Source organism: Pseudomonas sp. 05N434, assembly GCF_056396965.1.
Genome location: NZ_JBFTMK010000177.1, coordinates 1 through 20,498 on the forward strand (window position 1 = coordinate 1; position 20,498 = coordinate 20,498).

Consider the following 20,498-nt stretch of genomic DNA (forward strand, 5'->3'; position numbering starts at 1 on the left):
CCTCTATGCTTGTCTCACACTGCAAACAGGTATCGCGATATTAGACGCGGGCGATCTCGTTCAGACGCGCCCATAAGCCAGTTATTTCAAGTAACTGATTGATTTTTATAGTGATCGTTAAGCTGGCACGCGGCGGCCTCAAGAACGCCGCAGCATCAAGCCTCAGGCACCGGGCAACTCAAATCCCCTTCCTTACACTTCAAGTAAGTCTTGAATGCTTCGACCCGCGCCTTGGTCAGCGCCGTGGTGCAGTTGCTATAGATCAGCGGGTAAACACTGCCTCCCTCCACTCCGGACGCCGAGAACTTRCACTCGGCATCGCGAAACGCAATCCATGAGCGCTRGGCACCGACCAACAGCTTCTTGGCGTCAGGGCTGTCCTTCAATCGCGTGGTGATCTGCTGGTAAAGCGCATTCAGCTCCTTGTCGGCCGCTTTGTTCTGCTGCGCCGCGCACTGATTCATCGTTGTCTGGTCGGTGGCGTTGTCGCAGTCGACGGCATGCGCAAGAGGGGTGAACAGCAGCGGCGTCAGTGCCAGGAGCAAGCGTGGGTGCATGGGAATTCTCGCTGTGACAATTGAAAAGAGGAGGTTGCAGTGTAGCGAAGACGCAGGCTTCAGCTTGTAGAAAGGGCGCCTGAAGCCGCGAGTAACTGGTCCGCACAAACCTGGATGTCAGCGCGCCTGTGCAACTTCGCCAGCCAGCCTTCAGGGATGGCCTGCGCACCATAGTGAGCCCCGGCCAACTGACCGACGATGGCGGCAGTGGTATCGGCGTCGTCACCCAGGTTCGCGGCTTCGAGGATGGCGGCTGCAAAACTGTCAGTGTGGTGAAAGCACCACAAGGCCGCTTCCAGTGATGCAACGCAGTAGCCGCTGCCCCGGATATCGTCTTTGGACTTGTCGAGGTAGTCGCCTCGGGCGATGGCCATGACTTTTGGTTCCAGGAATATTGTCTCTGGCAGGCGCTGCAAATCCGGCTTGGTGGCGCCTAGCAATGCCTTGCGGAGCAGTTCGGCAAGCAACTGACAGCATTCAAGTGCCTCCGGCGCGGCATGGGTAGTACGCGAACTGTCTACGGAAAACGTCCTGATCCGGTCGCGGTCGGGAAAGTAGTACAAGACTACCGGCGCCAGCCGCATCAGCGAACCGTTGCCCGCCGTGTCGGGATCGGAGGAGCCTGCGAATGGCTGACCGGTTTTCTGATAACGAGCCAGCGCGTCACGTACGGTCATGCCAATGTCGAAGCATTCGCCGGTCGAACTCTGGTAACCCCATTGCCACCAGTTGAGGTAACGGCCCATCTGGTCAGCCGCATCAAAACCTTTTTTGTTCAGCAGACTTTCAGCCAGGCAAAGTGCCATGGATGTGTCATCGGTCCATTGCCCCGGCTTCAGATTGAACGGGCCGCCGCCAACCATATCGGTCAGGGGCTCGAACGAGCCGCGTGGCTRGAATTCGACACTGGTGCCGATAGCATCTGCGCAAGCAAGCCCAAACAGGGTTGCGCGATAACGCTCCGTGAGTGAAGGCTGCATGAATCTTCCTTGTAAGGTTGCACGTCGTTGCAAACGTTAGCAGTTTCAATCCGTTGACTGTGCCTTTCAAACCAGAACTTATGGCCAAAATCGAGGCCGAATATTTCAGGTACGGTTGATTGCATCAGCCGTTTGATACAACTTTTAGGTTGGTCTTCTGGTCTTTACGGGCCTACTGTTCAATACAGGAGGTGACTTATGAACCCAGCATCAGATCGCATCGAAAGGAAGATCCTGCTCAAGGCGCCGCGCTCGCGGGTCTGGCGCATGCTGGCCAATGCCGAAATGTTCGGACAATGGTTCGGCGTGGCACTCGAAGGCAAGCGCTTTGTCGCCGGCGAGTGGACCCAGGGGCAGATTACGTATCCTGGTTATGAGCACTTGTTGTGGAATGTACTGGTGGAGCGGGTCGAGCCGGAGCGGGTGTTTTCGTTTCGCTGGCACCCGTATGCGGTGGAGCCGGAAGTCGATTACTCTCAGGAGCCCACCACGCTGGTGAAATTCGAACTCCAGGACATGGACGAAGGCACGCTGTTGACGGTCGTCGAGTCCGGTTTCGATCACGTTCCCCAGTCGCGCAGGCTCAAGGCTTTCCGCATGGACAGCCGTGGCTGGGATGAGCAGATGAACAACATCGAACAGTTTCTGGCAGAAAACACCAAGGCCCACGAGCGTCAGGGAAGTTGATGGCTGCAAGCCGCGAAATTCGCGGCTTCGGCCCATGATGGTTGATACGTCCAAGGGTTTTCGGAAGGGTGGCTATAGCGAATGTCTTACACGCGGTAGTAGCTATATCGTCTATTGCTGATTGGATCCGAAGCGTAATCTAGCCCCATCAACTGAAGCACAGGAAGTGCTCAGGGTCACGGATGATCGACCATAAGCAAGGATTGCTGCCGACAGGGAGTCGATATGGTCTTGGGAAAACCCGCTTCGGCGGGTTTTTTTTCGTCTGCAGGAAACTGCGACCGATCGCCCGTACCTGTACCCGTACTAGTAGCAGCTGCCGAACGCAGCCTTCGGCAGCTGCTACAGGGGCTGCTTTCAGGTGCTGAATGGTCAATGGCTTACACGCAGCCGCTGTTATGTCGTCTTTTGAAGCTTCGCCAATGTGTTTAATCTGGATCCATCAACTGAACACAGGACGTGTTCAGGATCACGGATGATCGACCATACGCCAGGATGGCTGCCGACAGGATGTCGCAATGGTCTTGAGAAACCCGCTTAGGCGGGTTTTTTTATGGGTGTCAGAAAAGTCCGTCAGATGTCCACGACTTCACGCAGAGTCTCCAGGGCGCGCTTCAACACGTCGAGGCTGATCGATCCCATGGCCACCCGCAGTGCAGGAGGCACATGAGTGGTCGTGGCAAAGGGTGCGGCGCTGGTCACCTGCACACCTTTTCGTTCCAGCTCGGCAACCACCGTTTCGGCCCGCAAGCCTTCGGGCAATCTGAGCCAGAGGTAGTAGGAAGCGGGATGCGCCACCAGTTCGCAGTTTTTCAGGATTTGCCGAGCCAGGTCCTGTCGCTGCCGGGCGTCCAGGCGTTTTTGCTCTTCGAGGTTGTCGACTTCGCCGCTATCGATCCAGCGGCAGGCCAGCGCGACGGTCAGCGACGGGGTGCTCCATGTCGACACTCGGATGGCTTGCTCCAGCGCCGGCATCATCGCTTTCGGTGCAACGATGAAACCGATGCGCAGGCCCGAGGCAACGCTTTTCGACAGGCCGCTGATGTACAGCGTGCGCTGCGGGGCCAGGGTAAACAGCGGTTTGGGGGCCGGTTCTGCGAGGAAGGCATAGGCGCCGTCTTCGATGATCAGAAAGTCGTATCGCTCGGCCAATTGCACCAGGCGTTCACGGTCGGCGATGGACATCACCGTCCCCAACGGATTGTGCATCGTCGGCATGCTGTAGAGCGCCCGCACGGGGCGCCGCTTGCACAGCGCTTCCAGGGCGTCGAGGTCGGTGTGCCCGGCGATTTGCGGGAGGGCTTCGAGGTCCAGCCGATGGGCCTGGGCCAAGGTTTTCAGGCCGGGGTAGGTGAGGGCGTCGAGGGCCAGAATATCTCCCGGCTTGAGCAGTGCCATCAGCGTCACGGCAAGACCTTGCTGGGCGCCGTTGACGATCAGAACCTGATCGCCCCCCACCCGAATGTCCCGATTGCGTAAATGCCGGGCCGCCGTCTGCCGTTCATGCGGCCGCCCGCCCTGAGGCGCGGAATGCAATAGCGCATCGATATCCCCGGAGGCGGCAATCGCTCGCAAACCCTCGCGCAATAACTCGTCCTGACCGGGTACCGACGGGTAATTGAAGGTCAGGTCCACCGTGCCGATGCCCAGTGGTTGCTGTTCCAACCCCAGTCCGCGAGGCAAGGATCCACCAGGCGTTTGTAGCGAATACGGGTCATGGGTGAGCGCTCTTTGTATCTGGATCAATTTTTTGTTTGTATCAGATTGGCGCTCTAATCTACAGGCTTTCCAGGACGGAGACTTCGCTGTGATTGACCCTGCGACCTTATCGATTTTCGTCGGCGCGGTGATGCTGTTGCTGCTGTCACCCGGGCCGAACATGGCCTTCGTAATCAGCCATGGTGCCAGTTATGGCTGGCGCGGCGGTGTGGCGTCGGGATTGGGCATTGGCCTGGCCGATCTGATCCTGACGGCGCTGACCGCGATGGGGGTTACGGCACTGGTTGCCAGTTGGCCACCGGCCTTCGACCTGATCCGTTATGCCGGCGTTCTGTATCTGCTGTGGCTGGCGTTCAAGGCGTTGCAAAAGCCATCGGCCAGCGGCACGTCGGATGTTGCGCAGGTGCCGCTCAAGACCCTGCTGATCCGGGCGATGCTCAACAGCCTGCTGAACCCCAAGGCCTTGCTGTTTTTCATGGTGTTCCTGCCGCAATTCGTTAACGCGCAACGAGGCTCGATTGCCGTACAGCTGGTGCTGCTGGGCATGGTGCTGACCCTGGTCAGTGGCGTGTTTCACACCCTGCTCGGGGTTTTCGGCAGCACGGTCAGCCGGCGTATTTCCAGCACGTCGACATTCGCCACATGGCAGTCATTGGGGCTGGCCGCGGTATTGCTGTTGCTCGCCGTCAGGCTGGCCCTGATGACACGTCCGGCCTGACTCATTCACTGAAAAGGAACCTCTACATGTACATCGCATCGTTTATCTACAAACCCGGGCAACGAGACGAGGAGTTCAACCTGTTGAGCACGTTGATCGACGAAGTCGCGATCAGCATCGAAGGGTTCGTCGGTACCCAGTCCTGGTGCTCGGCCGATGGCGAAATGGTCAACGCCAGTTACTACTGGCAGGACGAAACCTCTATCCGGGAATTCGCCAGCCACCCCAGGCACCTGGAGGCCAAGCGCCAGTACCGCAAGTGGTATGCGGGTTATCAAGTGGTGATCGCTAAAGTGGAGCGGGCTTATGGCGATGACTCGTTCGAGCTGTTTGTGCCGAATGGCCGGCGTGAGTGACTGGCTGCGGGGGATAGCCCCCCGCGGCCATCTCTTTCACTGGAGGTCGAGTTTCGCCGCTGCACGTTCGGTGATTTCCGTACGTAATTTCAACGACCCGGCAGCACGTTTACGGGCTTCCTCCAGTACGCCGGCTGGCGCTGTCTCGGGGCTGCCCGAAGCAAACGGCGGTGCCGGGGCGTATTCCAGCTGCAATTGCACCAGTTGCGCGGTGTCCTTATCGAACAATTCAGCGGCCAGGGTCAGGGCAAAATCGATTCCCGCGGTGATCCCGCCACCGGTCAGCAGATTGCCGTCGCGCACCACCCGATCCTTCACCGGGATCGCCCCCAACAGCCCGAGCAACTCGTGATACGCCCAGTGCGTGGTGGCGCGCTTGCCCTTGAGCAGCCCTGCCGCGCCAAGCACCAGGGCACCGGTGCAGACCGAGGTGACATACCGCGCCGTGGCGGCCTGAGTCTTGATGAAGGCCAGGGTTTGTTCATCCTCCATCAATGGGCCGACGCCGCCACCTCCGGGAATGCAGATCACATCCAGCGGCGGGCAATCGTCGAAGGTGATGGTCGGTTTCAACACCAGCCCGGTACTCGCGGTGACGGGCACCAGGTCTTTCCAGATCAGATGCACCTTCACGTCCGGCAGCGAGGCCAGCACGTCATATGGGCCGGTCAGGTCCAGTTGTTGAACCTGTGGAAACAACAGTAAACCGATCTGCAACGTCATGGCGTTTTTCTCCTGATTGGGGTGGACGGCTTCACTGTAGGCTCGTAGGATTTGGCGAATACGCCAATAACCCCACGAATTACGCCAATCATGCCAAACCACCCGAAAACCATTCATGTGCTGGCCTTCGCCAACGTGCAAGTGCTCGATGTCACCGGGCCGTTGCAGGTGTTTGCCTCGGCCAATGACATTGCCCGCCAGCAAGGTCTGCCGCCGCCCTATGCGCCGTCAGTGATTGCCAGCGGTGGCGGGGCGGTGATGTCGTCGGCGGGGTTGGCACTGTTGGCAGAACCGCTGCCGAATCGGGGCAGCGACACCTTGATCATTGCCGGTGGCTGGGGCGTTTACGCGGCGGCGCAGGACGCGTCGCTGGTGGGGTGGGTGCGTGAGCATGCGCGAGATTGCCGGCGGGTGTCGTCAGTGTGTACCGGGGCGTTTTTGCTGGCGGCCAGCGGCTGGCTTGATGGTCGACGGGTGGTGACGCACTGGACCCGCTGCGAGCAATTGGCGCAGCAGCATCCCAAACTGCAGGTCGAACCCAACCCGATCTTCATCAACGACGGTCCGGTCTGGACCTCGGCCGGGGTTACCGCGGGCATTGACCTGGCGCTGGCCATGGTCGAACAAGACCTCGGCCGAACCATGGCCCTCGAAGTCGCCCGGCAACTGGTGGTGTTTCTCAAGCGTCCGGGGGGCCAGTCGCAGTTCAGCGTGACCCTGTCTTTGCAGAAAGAAGGCAACCGATTCGACGAGCTTCACGCCTGGATCAGCGAAAACCTCACCAAGGACCTTGGCATCCCGACCTTGGCCTTGCAGGCCGGGATGAGCGAGCGCAGCTTCGTCCGTCACTACCGCGCCGACACCGGCCAGACCCCGGCGCGGGCCATAGAACTGATTCGGGTCGAGACCGCGCGACGACTGCTCAGCGACACCGGCGTACCGATCAAACGGGCCGCGATGCAATGCGGGTTTGGTAGCGAAGAGACCCTGCGCCGCAGTTTTCTGCGGGCCATGGGCGTGACACCGCAGGCTTATCGCGAGCGGTTTTCCGTCAGCCCTTCAGCAGATCCAGTATTGCCTTGAGCGTCGCCTCGGGCGCTTCCTCGGGAATGTCATGCCCGACGCCCGCCAACACTCGGCGTTCGTAGGGGCCGGTAAAATGCTCGGCGTCTTCATCGACTTCAGGCGCGGGTCCCACACCGTCATCGGCACCGCACAGGGAAATTGTCGGCACGCTGATTGCCGGTTGTCGGGTCAGCGCTTCTTCCATCCATTCCAGCGTCGGGTCGCCGGGCGCATACATGAACCGGTGCCGGTACGAGTGAATTACTACGTCGACGAAATCCGGATTATCGAAGGCTGGCGCGCTCAAGGGATATCGTTCGGCATTTTGCGCCCAGGTCGGTGACCACAGGCGCCAGAGCAGTTCGCACAGGGCCCGGCGGTTTTGGGTCAAGCCTTCCACGCCGCGCGGGGTGTGGAAGTAATACTGATACCAGAGACGATGTTCAGTCTGCGGATCCAGAGGCTGGGTGGAGCGGGGGATGTTCTGCAGGTTGTAACCGTCCCCGGTCACCAGGCAGCGCACCCGCTCCGGCCTTAGCGCCGCGACAATGCACGCCGCCCGACCACCCCAGTCGTAACCGCACAGCGCGGCCTGTTTGATGGCGAGGGCGTCCATCAGGTCCAGTAAATCCTGGGCGAGGGCGGCCTGCTGGCCAGAGCGCAGGGTGGCGGGGGAGTTGAAACGGGTCGGGCCGTAGCCGCGCAGGTACGGGACGATCACACGGTAGCCCTTTGCGGCGAGGGCTGGCGCGATGTCGTCGTAGGCGCGGGGGGAGTAGGGGAAACCGTGCAGAAGGATGACTGGGTCACCGGTGCTGGGGCCGTGTGTTTCGCAGGCAATATCGAGGTTTGGCGTCAGGACATGTTGGATCTGCATTCGATGCTCCATGGGCTGTCTATCAACGGCTGATTCAGATCGACCCGGGCTCTTTCCTCAGGCTTCCACGTCCATCTGATTGAAGTACTTCGACCGATCCGGCGTAAATGTCACGACCATTTTGGTCCTGGAACAGGTCAACGCCCGTTCTGCGCTCAGATCAATATCCAGATCTTCCCCGCGTAACCCTTGCCATTGGGCGAGGTATTTGAGGGATCCGTATTTTTCGAGTTTCTTCAGGCTGCGGCTGACGCCACCTTTCCAACCCAGCACCGGGAGTTCGCCGGTGAGGCATTGGTGGGCGAGGTCGGGGAAGCGGGCGGCGCGCTGACGGCCGATTTCCCAGCATTTGATCAAGCCTTTGTCGGGGCCTTCCCACAGTTCAGTCCGATTCAGGCCTGATCGGAGTGGGACGTTGATGCTGCGATGGATGCGCTGGGTCATTCTGGTTCCTTGAATTCGGGTTTTGTTGGACAGCTCCGCTGTGCCCGTTGAGCGTGGATGGTAGGGATGGATGTAGGTGCTGGCAACAAGGTATTTCCGGATGTAGGAATCAGTTACCAAGTGTTGATTGGGCAGTTTTGTTTAGTAAATGTAGGTGTTCGACCTACACGATCCTGTGGCGAGGGTGCCTGCCCCCGTTCGGCTGCGCAGCAGTCGCTGAGCCAGTAAATACGGTGCTTCTGGAGGAATGTGGTTGCAGATTTCAGGGCCGCTGCGCGCCCCAACGGGAGCAAGCTCCCTCGCCACAGGAGGTCAGCCCTGCCAGGCAGAGTGTGTTTAAGTTCACCGCGGGTAGGTCTTGATCCTACAAAAAGTGTCGTAAAAGTGGATATTTCCGACGAGTTTTGGCGGTTGTTGGTTAGGAAAGGGAGCCGATAGGCTTTGGGGGTCGTTGCAAATTCAGCGACCGGGCGTCGCAGTCCGTTCAGTTCATTTGGTGCATAATCGCCGCCGCCCAACCAACGCTCCTTCGGAGTGTGTCGTTTGGTCTTATGGTGGCTGTGCGCGGGATACCTTCGGGTATGCCGGGTTTCCAAATGACTCGGTCTGCGACCCCGCGTACAGCTGCCTCCCTCCATCGCGTCGCAGCGATCAGTGGCAGCTCAACTTCTCATTTGGAGTGTCACCATGTTCAAAGCCACACCGAATCCCCCAGAAACCGACGACGTTTCGCCCTATGAATCCCTCGATTCGAAAAAACTCCACGACGCTGCCGAACGCGCGCTCGACCACTACCTCAAACCCACCCCGAAAAAAACCGAAGGTCGTAAGCCAAGCAGGATGTTTCTGGTTGCGCCGGATATGGATAACGAAAGTCTGCTGGCCCATGTCTGCGAATCACTGGCCTCAGCCAGCGTCATGACCAGCGACATTGCCGCTTATGTCGACGCCCCACAGCGGCATACGCTCCTGGCGATTCAGCAAGTCATCATGCTGGCCGAGCTGGCAGTGAATCGGGTGCTGGATAACGTCGACGTACCGAAGCCTGCGCCACACAGCTGATCCCTCGTCATCGCGAGCAAGCTCGCTCCCACATTGGACTCGAATTGAACCCGGTTCCGTGTAGGAGCGAGGCTTGCCCGCGAAGCAGTCACCTCAGTCTCAAGGCTGCCAGAAGTTCTTCTCCCCACTCAACTTCCGATCCAGAAAGCTCGCCGCGCTGATCAGCGCCAGGTGCGTCAGTGCTTGCGGTGTATTGCCCAAATGCCGCGCGTGGCTGTCTAGCTCTTCGGCGTACAGCCCCAGCGGGTTGGCGTACCGCATCAATTGTTCGAACTCCAGGTGCGCCTTTTCTATCTGGCCGGCGCGGGCCAGGCATTCGACGTACCAGAACGAGCAGGCGGCGAAGGCGCCTTCGGTGCCGGGCAGGCCGTCGATCTGGCTGTCGTCGTTGCGGTAGCGGTAGACCATGCCCGCGCGCACCAGGTGTTTCTCGATGGCTTCGAGGGTCGCGATCCAGCGCGGATCCTTGGCGCTGACGAAGCGCACCAGCGGCATCAGCAGCATCGAGCCGTCGAGGCCGGTGCCGCCGATGTGCTGGACGAAATGCCCGCGTTCTTCGTTCCAGAAGTTGCTCCAGATGTCGGCGTAGATCGCTTGACGGGTCTGGTCCCAACGGGCGAACGGGGCGGGCAGCGAGCGTTTGGAGGCCAGCCGKATSGCCCGATCCAGCGCCACCCAGCACATCAGTCGCGAGTGCAGGAAATGATGCTGCTCGCCGCGCATTTCCCAGATGCCAACGTCCTTTTGCTGCCAGGTTTCGCAGACCTGATCGACCACTTCCACGGTGTGTTTCCAGCCTTCATGGGAGATCGCTTCACCGTACTTGTTGACCAGGTACACCGCGTCCATCAGCTCGCCGAAGATGTCGAGCTGGATTTGTTCGTAGGCCTGATTGCCGATGCGCACCGGCGTCGCACCGCCATGGCCGGACAGGTGCGCAAGTTCGACTTCCGGCAACTCCTGGCGGCCATCGATGGCGTAGAGAATATTGAGTTTCATCGGTTTACCACGGCAATCACTGACCCTGCCGCGCAGCCAGCGCATGTAGGCGTTGGCTTCCTCGACGAAGCCCAGGCGCATGAAGGCGTAGACGGTGAACGAGGCGTCGCGGATCCAGGTGTAGCGGTAGTCCCAGTTGCGTGTGCCGCCAGGTGTTTCCGGCAGACCGAAGGTGGCGGCGGCGAGGATGGCGCCGTGTTTGCGCGAGGTCAGCAGCTTCAGCGCCAGGGCCGAGCGATTGACCATTTCCCGCCAGCGCCCGCGGTAATTGGACTGGCCGATCCAGTCGCGCCAGAACTTCAGGGTGCGCTCCAGGCACAGATCGGCGGCGCCTTCCTTGAAGCGCGGATCGTCAACGCCGCCGAGCAAAAACTCGGCGCTCTGGCCCTGTTCGAGGGTGAATTCGGCAATCGCTGCGTTGCCCTCGACGCGCAAGGGCTGATCCGCACACAGCTGCATGGGCGGCTGACCGGTGGCCTCGAAATACACACTGCGGCCGCGCGCCCGCGCCTTGGTGTGAGCCCGCGCATAGTCATGACGCAGGTTGCACAACATATGAATCGTCGCTTGACCGCTGACCACGCGCACCCGGCGCATCAACATCGGCAAATCATCCTCGCTGTCGCCGATGGGCAGCAGGTCGGTGACTTCGACCACCGCATGATCGCTGAGCCAGCGGGTTTGCAAGACGTTGGTGTCGGGCAGGTAAATCTGCTCGCGGCGGGCGTCGGGCAAGTCCGGAGCCAATTGGAAGATGCCGGCTTCGGGGCTGTCCAGCAGCGAGCAGAAGATCGACGGGCTGTCGAATTCCGGCCAGCAGAAAAAGTCCACGCTGCCCTTGTCGTTGACCAGCGCCGCGCTGCGCATGTCGCCAATGATGCCGTGGGCGTCGATCGCGCTTTGTCGTTCGGAAGGATCAGCCATTGCCGCAGAACTCCGGGAATCGAGGGCTTAACCAGCTGACTGGTTTAAGCCACGGAGAGTTCATTTGGCGACGAACCGGCCTTCACACTCAACCAATAATTCGACGCTTTCTCCCAGACGGGATATACCGGCGCCGACTAATTTGCGCCCCTCGCGGGTCGTCTTCCCTTACAGACGACTTTTTGAGGTAAACGTGGTGACCAAGCTGACCCTGCTGTGCCTGCCGTATTCTGGCGCCAGTGCCATGGTCTACAGCCGTTGGCGACGCAAGTTGCCGCAGTGGCTGCAGTTGCAACCGGTGGAGCTGCCGGGGCGGGGCGCACGGTTTGGCGAACCGCTGCACACCGACATGCGCGCGCTGGCGATGCAATTGGCCAGGGAGTTGCGTTCGACGCTCAAGGCGCCCTATGCACTGTTTGGCCATAGCCTGGGCGCCTTGCTCGCGTGTGAGCTGGCCCACGCCTTTCGTGCGTTGGGTTGCCCGGAGCCGGTGGCGYTGTTTGCCTCGGGAACGGCGGCGCCAACAATGCGGGCCGATTACGATCGCGGCTTTGCCGAGCCGAAAACCGATGCGCAGTTGATCGAGCAGCTACGCACGCTCAATGGCACCAGCGAAGAGGTGCTGGCCAATGAAGAGCTGATGAGCCTGACACTGCCGATTCTGCGTGCGGATTTTCTATTGTGTGGGCGTTTTCAGCCGGTGCAGCGGCCATTGCTCAAGTGCCCGGTGCATGTGCTGGGTGGCAAGGCCGACAAGGCCACCACTGAGCAGTTGATCGGCTGGAGCAGGGAAACCCTCGGCAGCTTTTCGGTGGACATGTTGGCCGGTGGGCACTTCTTCATTCATGAGCACGAAGCCAAGGTGCTGCGGGTGATCAAGGATCAGCTGGAGGTTCACCATCGGCGGCATGCCTTGGTTGCAACTGCCTGAACATCCGCCCGGTTTCACCCTGTGAGCGAGCCTTTGTGGCGAGGGGGCTTGCCCCCGTTCGGCTGCGAAGCAGTCGTAAGCCCTATGCATGCGGTTTGACTTTGAAAATCTGTGTTTCCTCGCTCGACCTTCCTTCCTGATACTTGTTCTCAAGCGCTAATTTTTCCAGTCTGCATTCGTTTCATAGGGACGACGTGCCTTTGTGCTTCCTGCCTACTGATCCGGATGCTAAGAAATGAATGCTGAAGACTCCTTGAAACTTGCTCGCCGGTTTATCGGGTTGCCCCTGGAAAAGCGCCAGATGTTCCTTGCGGCCTTGCACAAGGAGGGCGTGGACTTCGCCCGTTTTCCGATTCCGCAAGGGGTCGAGGCCGAGGACCGGCAAGCGCTGTCCTACGCCCAGCAGCGCATGTGGTTCCTCTGGCAACTGGACCCGCACAGCGGCGCCTACAACTTGCCGGGCGCAGTGCGCCTGACTGGGCAACTGAACCTGCCGGCCCTGGAGCAAGCGTTCGCCAGCCTGGTGGCGCGTCATGAAACCCTGCGCACGGTGTTCCAGCGCCAGGCCGACGAGTCCCTGCAACAGGTACCTGCCAGTGCGCCGTTGGTGATCGAGCAAATTGATTTCAGCGCGCTGCCAACCCTTGAGCGCGAACAGGCCGTGGCCGAGGCCGCCCAGCAGCAATCGTTGCTGCCGTTCGATTTGGCCGTCGGGCCGCTGCTGCGGGTCAAGCTGCTCAAGCTCGCCGAGCAGGAGCACGTGCTGCTGCTGACCCTGCACCACATCGTTTCTGATGGCTGGTCGATGAACGTGTTGATCGACGAGTTCATCCGCTGCTACGACGCCCATGATGCCAGCGTGCAACCGCAGCTCGCGCCRTTGCCGATTCAATACAGCGACTACGCCTTGTGGCAACGCCGCTGGCTGGAGGCCGGCGAGCAGGCGCGGCAGCTGGAATACTGGCAAGCCCAATTGGGCTTCGAGCATCCGGTGCTGGAGCTGCCCACCGATCACCCGCGCCCGGCGATGCCCAGCTATCGCGGCACGCGTTATGAGTTCGGCGTCGACGGCCCACTGGCCGAGCAACTGCGAGCCACCGCGCAGAAGCACAACATCACCTTGTTCATGCTGTTGTTCGGCGCATTCAACGCGTTGCTGCACCGTTACACCGGGCAGACCGACATCCGCGTCGGCGTGCCGATCGCCAACCGCAATCGCGGCGAAATCGAAGGCCTGATCGGTTTCTTCGTCAACACCCAAGTGCTGCGCACCCGGCTCGACGGCCAGACCCGCGTGGCGGATTTGCTCAGTGACATCAAGGAAACCGCCCTCGGCGCCCAGGCCCATCAGGACTTGCCATTCGAGCGGCTGGTGGAAGCGTTGAAGCTGGAGCGTAGCCTCAGCCATACGCCGTTGTTCCAGGTGATGTACAACCATCAGCCGCAGGTGGCAGACATTTCCACGGTAACCACCGCCTCGGGCCTGGAGCTGGGCGTGATCGAATGGGAAGGGCGCACCACCCAGTTCGACCTGACCCTGGACACCTATGAAAAGGCCGGCACACTGCATGCCGCGCTGACCTATGCCAATGATCTGTTCGATGCGCCGACCATCGAGCGCGTGGCGCGGCACTGGACCCATTTGCTGCACGGCATGGTCAACGACAGCCAGCAGCGCATCAGCGATTTGCCGATGCTTGAAGCCGAGGAATACCAACGCATCGTCCATGATTGGAACCGCGCTGACGAAGGTTTCGCCGATGATCTGTGCATTCATGGGCTGATCGCCAGGCAGGTCGCGGCCATGCCGGACGCGCTTGCGGTGACCTTCGCGGCCAAGCAACTGACTTACGCCGAGCTCGACAGCCGCGCCAACCACCTCGCCCACAAGCTGATCGAGTTGGGTGTGGGGCCGGAAGTGCGGGTCGGCGTGGCGATGCAGCGTTCCGACAGCTTGCTGGTAGCGCTGCTGGCGGTGCTCAAGGCCGGTGGCGCTTATGTGCCATTGGACCCGGATTATCCAGCCGACCGCGTGGCCTACATGCTCGACGACAGCCGCGCGTTGGTGCTGCTGACCGAGCAGGCTGTTGCGGCAACATTGAACGTCACTGCGGGCACTCAAGTGCTGTTGATGGACAACGCCGAGCCATGGCTGGCCACTTACCCAAGCAGCGCTCCGGTCACTCGCGTCACGCCGGATAACCTCGCTTATGTGATCTACACCTCCGGCTCCACCGGCAAGCCCAAAGGCGTGGCCATCGCCCATCGCAACGTGCTGGCGCTGATCGACTGGTCGCAATCGGTGTACAGCCGCGACGATATTCAGGGTGTGCTGGCCTCGACCTCGGTGTGTTTCGACCTGTCGGTGTGGGAGCTGTTTGTCACCCTGGCCAACGGCGGTTCGGTGATCATCGCCCGCAACGCGCTGGAGCTGCCGCAATTGCCGGCCCGCGATCAGGTGCGCCTGATCAACACGGTGCCATCGGCGATCAATGCGCTTCACAGTGCCGAGCAGATTCCGCCGGGCGTGCGCATCATCAACCTCGCCGGTGAGCCGCTGAAGCAGTCGCTGGTCGACGCGCTGTATCAGCAACCGACCATCGAGCACGTCTACGACCTCTACGGCCCATCGGAAGACACCACCTATTCCACCTGGACTCGCCGCCAGTCYGGCGGCAGCGCCAACATCGGCCGACCGCTCAAACACACCGCCAGCTATTTGCTCGACGCCGATCTGCAACCGGTGCCGCAGGGCGTATCGGCTGAGCTGTACCTGGCCGGTGCGGGCATCACCCGGGGTTACTTGGCGCGACCGGGCATGACTGCCGAGAAGTACGTGCCGAACCCCTTTGCCAGCAACGGCGAGCGTCTGTATCGCACCGGTGATCTGACCCGCTATCAGGTCGACGGCGCGCTGCAATACGTCGGTCGCATCGACCATCAGGTCAAGGTTCGTGGTTTCCGCATCGAGCTGGGTGAGATCGAAGCGCGGCTGTTGCAGCAGGACGCGGTACGCGAACTGGCGGTGCTGGCTCAGGATGGCGCCAGTGGTCAGCAACTGGTCGCCTACATCGTGCCGACCGATGCCGCGGTGTTGGCGGATGATGCCGACGCTCAAGCGAGCCTGCGCGAAACCCTGAAAGCCGCGCTGCGCCAACATTTACCGGACTACATGGTCCCGGCGTATCAGCTGTTCCTCGAACAATTGCCGTTGACCCCCAACGGCAAGCTCGACCGCAAGGCCTTGCCTGCGGTCGACGGCTCCCAGCAACAACGTGAACACGTGGCGCCACGCACGGCGCTGGAAAAGTCGCTGGCAACGATCTGGCAAGACATCCTGGCCATCGACAATGTCGGCCTGGAAGACAACTTCTTCGAGCTGGGCGGCGACTCCATTGTGTCGATGCAAGTGGTCAGCCGCGCGCGTCAGGCGGGCATCCTGTTGAGCCCCAAAGACCTGTTCCAGTACCAGACCCTCCGCAGCCTGGCGCAAGTGGCCCGCAGCGGCGAACAGAAGCTGATCGATCAAGGTCCGGTTGTTGGCGCGGTGGCCTTGGCGCCGGTGCAGCACTGGTTCTTCGAGCAAGCCATTCCTGAGCGTCATCACTGGAACCAGTCGCTGCTGCTGGTGCCGCGCGAAGCGCTGGATGTCGGGGCGCTGGATCAGGCGTTGGCGCAGTTGTTCCAGCATCACGATGGGTTGCGTCTGCGTTATCAACAGACCGACGCCGGTTGGCAGCAGGCCTATGGCGCAGCGTCTGTTGAGTCGGTGTTGTGGCAACGCTCGGCGCAATCGCTCGAAGAACTGAATGCGTTGTGCGACGAAGCCCAGCGCAGTCTTGATCTGGGCAACGGCCCGTTGCTGCGAGCGTTGTCGGTGCAGATGGCCGACGGCACTCAGCGGCTGCTGCTGGTGATTCACCACTTGGCGGTGGACGGTGTGTCGTGGCGGGTATTGCTGGAGGATCTGCAGCAGTTCTATCGCCAGGCACGCGACGGCTCGACGCTGACGACGGCGGTGAAAACCAGTTCATACCAGCGCTGGGTGGCGCGTCTGCAAAGCCACCTGCCAACGTTCCACAACAGTGTCGATTATTGGCAGGCGCAACTGCGCGATGCGCCGCAAACCGACTTGCCGTGCGACCGCCCAGACGGTGCACTGCAAAACCGTTTCGAGCAGAAAGTCGAACTGACCTTCGATGCCGAACAAACCCGCAAACTGCTGCAACAGGCGCCGGCGGCTTATCGCACTCAGGTCAATGATCTGCTGCTGACCGCGTTGGCGCGGGCCGTGTGCCGCTGGACCGGGCAGGGCAGCACGCTGATCCAGCTCGAAGGCCACGGCCGCGAGGACCTGTTCGACGACATCGATTTGACCCGCACTGTCGGCTGGTTCACCAGTCTGTTCCCGGTCAACCTGAGCCCGGTCGGCGACCTCGGCGCATCGATCAAAACGGTCAAGGAGCAACTGCGCGCGGTGCCGGACAAAGGACTGGGCTACGGCGTGCTGCGCTATCTGGGCGACTCGCAGGTTGGCGCCGCACTGGCAGCCATGCCGCAACCGCGCATCACCTTCAACTACCTGGGGCAGTTCGACCGTCAGTTCGACGAAGCGGCGTTGTTTGTGCCGTCCAGCGAAGGCAGCGGTGTGGCCCAGGATCCGTCGGCGCCGTTGGCCAACTGGCTGACGGTCGAAGGCCAGGTGTACGGCGGCGAGCTGTCGATGAGCTGGGCCTTCAGCCGCGAGATGTTCGACACCACGACCATCCAGCAGCTGGTTGATCAATACGCTGTCGAACTCAACGCATTGATCGAGCATTGCTGCACCCTTGAGGTGCCACAGGCCACGCCGTCGGACTTCCCGCTGGCGCGCATCACCCAGGCACAACTCGAGGCATTGCCGGTGGCCATCGGCCAACTCGACGACCTCTATCCGCTGTCGCCGATGCAGCAGGGGCTGTTGTTCCATACCCTGTACGAGCAGGCGGCGGGTGAATACATCAATCAGTTGCGGGTGGATGTGCAAGGCCTCGAACCGGAGCGTTTCCGCGCCGCCTGGCAGGCCACGGTCGATGCACAGGACATCTTGCGCACAGGTTTTGTCTGGCAAGGCGAACTGGAACAACCGGTGCAGATCGTCCACAAGCAGGTGCAGTTGCCGTTCACCGTGCTCGACTGGCGTGAGCGTGACGATCAGCTTCAGGCCCTGAATGAACTGGCCAATGCCGAGCGCCAACAAGGATTCGACCTGAGTCAGGCGCCGTTGCTACGACTGGTGCTGGTGCACACCGCAGCCGATCGCTGGCAGCTGATTTACACCCATCACCACATCCTGATGGACGGCTGGAGCAACTCGCAGTTGCTCGGCGAAGTCTTGCAGCGTTACAGCGGTCGCGTACCGATGGCCACCGGCGGGCGCTATCGCGATTACATCGCTTGGTTGCAGCGTCAGGATGCGCAACTGAGCCAGGACTTCTGGCGCGAGCCATTGGCCTCCTTGCAAGAGCCGACCCGACTGGCGCGGGTGGCGTCCGGCAACGAAAGCCTGAGCGGACATGGCGACCACTTCCAGACCCTGGACATCAGTCGCACCCAAGGCCTTGAAGCCTTTGCCCGGCAACAGAAAGTCACCCTCAACACGTTGGTGCAAGCCGCGTGGCTGCTGTTGTTGCAACGCTACACCGGTCACCCAACCGTGGCGTTCGGCGCCACGGTGGCCGGGCGACCGGCAGACTTGTCCGGCATCGAGCAAGCGGTCGGCTTGTTCATCAATACCTTGCCGGTGATCGGCACGCCGCGTCCGGACCAAAGCGTCGGCCACTGGTTGCAAGCGGTACAGGCGCAAAACCTCAGCCTGCGCGAGTTCGAGCACACGCCGCTGGCGGACATTCAACGCTGGGCCGGGCAGGGCGGCGAAGCGCTGTTCGACAACATTCTGGTGTTCGAGAACTACCCGATTGCCCAGGCGCTGCAACAGGGCGCGGAGCAAGGCGTGGTGTTCGGCGATGTCGCCAACCTCGAGCAAACCCATTATCCGTTGAGCGTGGCCGTGACATTGGGCCAGACCCTGGCGCTGCATTACAGCTTCGACCGGGCGCATTTCTCAGCGTCCACGATCGAACGCATCGCTGCGCACCTGCTGCAACTGTTGGAGCAGTTCGCCGAGTCGGCCGAACGCAATCTTGGTGAAATTGCCCTGGCCAGCGCCGCCGAACAGGCGCAGCAACAGGCCGATAACCAGCCGCAGCCGTACCCGGTGAATGTCGCCGTGCACCAACGCATCGCCGAACTCGCCGCCCAGCGCCCGGAGCGCACGGCGGTGATTTTCGCCGGCCAGCGGTTCAGCTATGGCGACATCGACCAACGCGCTAATCAGTTGGCCCACGCCCTGATCGCGCGGGGTGTCGGCCCGGAAAGCCGGGTCGGCGTGGCCTTGCCGCGCAGCGAAGGGGTGATTGTCGCGCTGCTGGCGGTGCTCAAGGCCGGCGGTGCCTACGTGCCGCTGGACACCAGTTACCCGCGCGAGCGTCTGGCTTATCTGATCGAGGATTCGGGGCTGGCGTTGTTGATCACCGATTCGTCGGTTTCTGTGCAGTTGCCGGTGGATGATGCGGTCCCGGTGCTGGAGCTCGACCGTCTCGATCTGCGCAGCCAATCCCTCACCGCGCCCAAGGTGCCGCTCGATCCGCAGAACCTCGCTTACGTCATTTACACCTCCGGCTCCACCGGTAACCCCAAAGGCGTGAGCGTCGCCCATGGCCCGCTGGCGATGCACTGCCAGGCCATTGGCGAACGCTATGAAATGCGTGACAGCGACTGCGAATTCCACTTCATGTCCTTCGCCTTCGACGGCGCCCATGAGCGTTGGCTGACCAACCTGACCCACGGCGCTTCGCTGCTGGTTCGCGACGACAGCCTGTGGACCCCGGAACAGACCTACAACGTCATGCGCGAACACGGCGTGACGGTGGTGGCGTTCCCGCCGGTCTACCTGCAACAACTGGCCGRACACGCCGAACGTGAAGGCCATCCGCCGAAGGTGCGGATCTACTGTTTCGGCGGCGATGCCGTGCCCAACGCCAGTTTCGAGCGGGTCAAGCGTGCGCTCGATCCGGACTACATCATTAACGGCTACGGCCCGACCGAAACCGTGGTCACGCCGCTGATCTGGAAGGCCGGGCGCGACGTGCAGTGCGGCGCGGCCTACGCGCCGATCGGCAGTCGCATCGGCGACCGCAGCGCTTACGTGCTGGACGCCGACCTGAACCTGCTGCCCCAAGGCATGGCCGGTGAGCTGTACCTGGGCGGCACCGGCCTGGCCCGGGGTTACCTGAACCGTCCGGGCCTGACGGCGGAGCGCTTTGTCGCCGATCCGTTCAGTGCGGTCGGTGGCCTGCTGTACCGCACCGGCGACCTGGTGCGGCAACGCGCCGACGGCACGTTCGATTACCTGGATCGCATCGACAACCAGGTGAAAATTCGCGGTTTCCGCATCGAACTGGGGGAAATCGAAGCGCGCCTGCAAGCCCTCGAAGGTGTGCGCGAAGCCGTGGTGGTTGCCCAGGAAGGCACCGCCGGCAGCGGCAAGCGCCTGGTGGCTTATGTGGTCGCCGATGCGTTCAATGCCGAACGGGCCGATTTCGCTGACAGCCTGCGCGAGCAACTTAAAGTCGCGCTGCCGGCGCACATGGTCCCGGCGTATTTGCTGCTGCTTGAGCGCCTGCCGCTGACCCCCAACGGCAAACTCGACCGCAAGAACCTGCCCAAGCCGGACATCAGCCAATTGCAGCAAGCCTATGTGGCGCCGCAAAGCGCACTGGAGCRGCAACTGGCGACAATCTGGCAAGACGTGCTGAAACTCGATCAGGTCGGTTTGAGTGACAACTTTTTCGAACTGGGCGGCGATTCGATCATCTCGATTCAAGTGGTCAGCCGCGCCCGTCAGGCCGGCATCCGCTTCACGCCAAAAGACCTGTTCCAGCACCAGACCATCCAGGCACTGGCCACGGTGGCGCGGTTGGGTGAGCAGGCTCAGGTCATCGATCAGGGGCCGGTCACAGGCGATCTGGTGTTATTGCCGGTGCAGCAGGCGTTCTTCGAACAGACCATCCCCGAGCGTCAGCACTGGARCCAGGCGGTGATGCTCAAGCCGACGCAAAAACTGAACGCCAATGTGCTTGAGCAGGCGTTGGGCGCGCTGGTTGTGCACCACGATGGCTTGCGCTTGAGTTTCGTCGAACAGGCCGAGGGCTGGCAGGCGCAATACCGTGCGCCGGGCAGCCAGACCGAGGCGTTGCTCTGGGCGGTTGACGTCGCCGACGCCACGGCACTGGAAGCGGTGGCCAATGAGGCGCAACGCAGCTTGAACCTGCAGCACGGGCCGCTGCTGCGCGCGGTGCTGGCGAACCTCGATGACGGCACTCAGCGCCTGTTGCTGGCGATCCACCATCTGGTGG

At 61.4% G+C, this 20,498-nt stretch carries 14 protein-coding genes; 7 read left to right on the forward strand and 7 right to left on the reverse strand.

Features of this window, described 5'->3' with window-relative positions; translation table 11 throughout:
- Nucleotides 1-155: 155 nt before the first annotated feature.
- Both AC1DLB_RS13510 and AC1DLB_RS13515 read right to left on the reverse strand, forming a co-directional pair.
- Nucleotides 156-557, reverse strand: a complete 402-nt coding sequence (locus tag AC1DLB_RS13510; RefSeq protein ID WP_477785114.1) for a lysozyme inhibitor LprI family protein — start codon at nucleotides 555-557, stop codon at nucleotides 156-158.
- 59 nt (nucleotides 558-616) lie between these two features.
- Nucleotides 617-1,537: an ADP-ribosylglycohydrolase family protein gene (locus tag AC1DLB_RS13515; RefSeq protein WP_477785115.1), complete on the reverse strand. Its 921-nt coding sequence runs from the start codon at nucleotides 1,535-1,537 to the stop codon at nucleotides 617-619.
- A 198-nt stretch (nucleotides 1,538-1,735) separates the two neighbouring features.
- On the opposite strand from AC1DLB_RS13515, the gene AC1DLB_RS13520 reads away from it, so the two are divergent.
- Entirely contained in the window at nucleotides 1,736-2,224 is a 489-nt protein-coding gene (locus AC1DLB_RS13520; RefSeq protein WP_018925328.1) for an SRPBCC family protein, read from the forward strand.
- Between the two features lie 573 nt (nucleotides 2,225-2,797).
- Here AC1DLB_RS13520 and AC1DLB_RS13525 read toward each other — a convergent pair.
- A complete protein-coding gene (locus AC1DLB_RS13525; RefSeq protein ID WP_477785116.1) occupies nucleotides 2,798-3,907 on the reverse strand; it encodes an aminotransferase-like domain-containing protein in 1,110 nt (369 codons plus the stop codon).
- 124 nt (nucleotides 3,908-4,031) lie between these two features.
- On the opposite strand from AC1DLB_RS13525, the gene AC1DLB_RS13530 reads away from it, so the two are divergent.
- Entirely contained in the window at nucleotides 4,032-4,661 is a 630-nt protein-coding gene (locus tag AC1DLB_RS13530) for a LysE family translocator (RefSeq protein WP_018925330.1), read from the forward strand.
- Nucleotides 4,662-4,687: 26 nt separating this feature from the next.
- Nucleotides 4,688-5,017 carry an antibiotic biosynthesis monooxygenase gene (locus AC1DLB_RS13535; RefSeq protein ID WP_477743774.1) on the forward strand — a complete coding sequence of 110 codons (330 nt, stop codon included), beginning with the start codon at nucleotides 4,688-4,690 and terminating at the stop codon, nucleotides 5,015-5,017.
- A gap of 36 nt (nucleotides 5,018-5,053) precedes the next feature.
- On the opposite strand, the gene inhA is transcribed toward AC1DLB_RS13535, so the two are convergent.
- Entirely contained in the window at nucleotides 5,054-5,740 is a 687-nt protein-coding gene (gene inhA / locus AC1DLB_RS13540) for an isonitrile hydratase (RefSeq protein WP_064619088.1), read from the reverse strand.
- A gap of 90 nt (nucleotides 5,741-5,830) precedes the next feature.
- On the opposite strand from inhA, the gene AC1DLB_RS13545 reads away from it, so the two are divergent.
- A complete protein-coding gene (locus AC1DLB_RS13545) occupies nucleotides 5,831-6,823 on the forward strand; it encodes a GlxA family transcriptional regulator (protein WP_477743773.1) in 993 nt (330 codons plus the stop codon).
- Here the strand turns inward: AC1DLB_RS13545 and AC1DLB_RS13550 are convergent.
- The gene (locus AC1DLB_RS13550; protein ID WP_082920885.1) at nucleotides 6,792-7,682 is read right to left on the reverse strand and encodes an alpha/beta fold hydrolase; all 891 of its coding nucleotides are present in this window, start codon (nucleotides 7,680-7,682) and stop codon (nucleotides 6,792-6,794) included. The two genes, AC1DLB_RS13545 and AC1DLB_RS13550, sit on opposite strands and share 32 nt — an antisense overlap.
- Before the next feature lie 57 nt (nucleotides 7,683-7,739).
- Nucleotides 7,740-8,126, reverse strand: a complete 387-nt coding sequence (locus AC1DLB_RS13555) for a hypothetical protein (RefSeq protein WP_064619081.1) — start codon at nucleotides 8,124-8,126, stop codon at nucleotides 7,740-7,742.
- Nucleotides 8,127-8,813: 687 nt separating this feature from the next.
- On the opposite strand from AC1DLB_RS13555, the gene AC1DLB_RS13560 reads away from it, so the two are divergent.
- Nucleotides 8,814-9,188, forward strand: a complete 375-nt coding sequence (locus tag AC1DLB_RS13560; protein WP_086945112.1) for a DUF6124 family protein — start codon at nucleotides 8,814-8,816, stop codon at nucleotides 9,186-9,188.
- A gap of 99 nt (nucleotides 9,189-9,287) precedes the next feature.
- Here the strand turns inward: AC1DLB_RS13560 and AC1DLB_RS13565 are convergent, their stop codons facing one another.
- The gene (locus AC1DLB_RS13565) at nucleotides 9,288-11,111 is read right to left on the reverse strand and encodes a glycoside hydrolase family 15 protein (RefSeq protein WP_477743772.1); all 1,824 of its coding nucleotides are present in this window, start codon (nucleotides 11,109-11,111) and stop codon (nucleotides 9,288-9,290) included.
- Nucleotides 11,112-11,304: 193 nt separating this feature from the next.
- On the opposite strand from AC1DLB_RS13565, the gene AC1DLB_RS13570 reads away from it, so the two are divergent.
- Together AC1DLB_RS13570 and AC1DLB_RS13575 are read left to right on the forward strand one after the other, a co-directional pair.
- Complete coding sequence (locus tag AC1DLB_RS13570) at nucleotides 11,305-12,042, forward strand: thioesterase II family protein (protein WP_477743771.1); 738 nt, start codon at nucleotides 11,305-11,307, stop codon at nucleotides 12,040-12,042.
- A 235-nt stretch (nucleotides 12,043-12,277) separates the two neighbouring features.
- On the forward strand, nucleotides 12,278-20,498 hold an 8,221-nt coding region (locus tag AC1DLB_RS13575; protein WP_477785117.1), incomplete at its 3' end, for an amino acid adenylation domain-containing protein.

What these genes read in the sequence shown, in the direction of transcription:
- AC1DLB_RS13560 (WP_086945112.1), top strand. Translation starts at nt 8,814, where the DNA reads ATGTTCAAAGCCACACCGAATCCCCCAGAAACCGACGACGTTTCGCCC.
- inhA (WP_064619088.1), bottom strand. Translation starts at nt 5,740, where the DNA reads ATGACGTTGCAGATCGGTTTACTGTTGTTTCCACAGGTTCAACAACTG.
- AC1DLB_RS13520 (WP_018925328.1), top strand. Translation starts at nt 1,736, where the DNA reads ATGAACCCAGCATCAGATCGCATCGAAAGGAAGATCCTGCTCAAGGCG.
- AC1DLB_RS13545 (WP_477743773.1), top strand. Translation starts at nt 5,831, where the DNA reads ATGCCAAACCACCCGAAAACCATTCATGTGCTGGCCTTCGCCAACGTG.
- AC1DLB_RS13535 (WP_477743774.1), top strand. Translation starts at nt 4,688, where the DNA reads ATGTACATCGCATCGTTTATCTACAAACCCGGGCAACGAGACGAGGAG.
- AC1DLB_RS13550 (WP_082920885.1), bottom strand. Translation starts at nt 7,682, where the DNA reads ATGCAGATCCAACATGTCCTGACGCCAAACCTCGATATTGCCTGCGAA.
- AC1DLB_RS13555 (WP_064619081.1), bottom strand. Translation starts at nt 8,126, where the DNA reads ATGACCCAGCGCATCCATCGCAGCATCAACGTCCCACTCCGATCAGGC.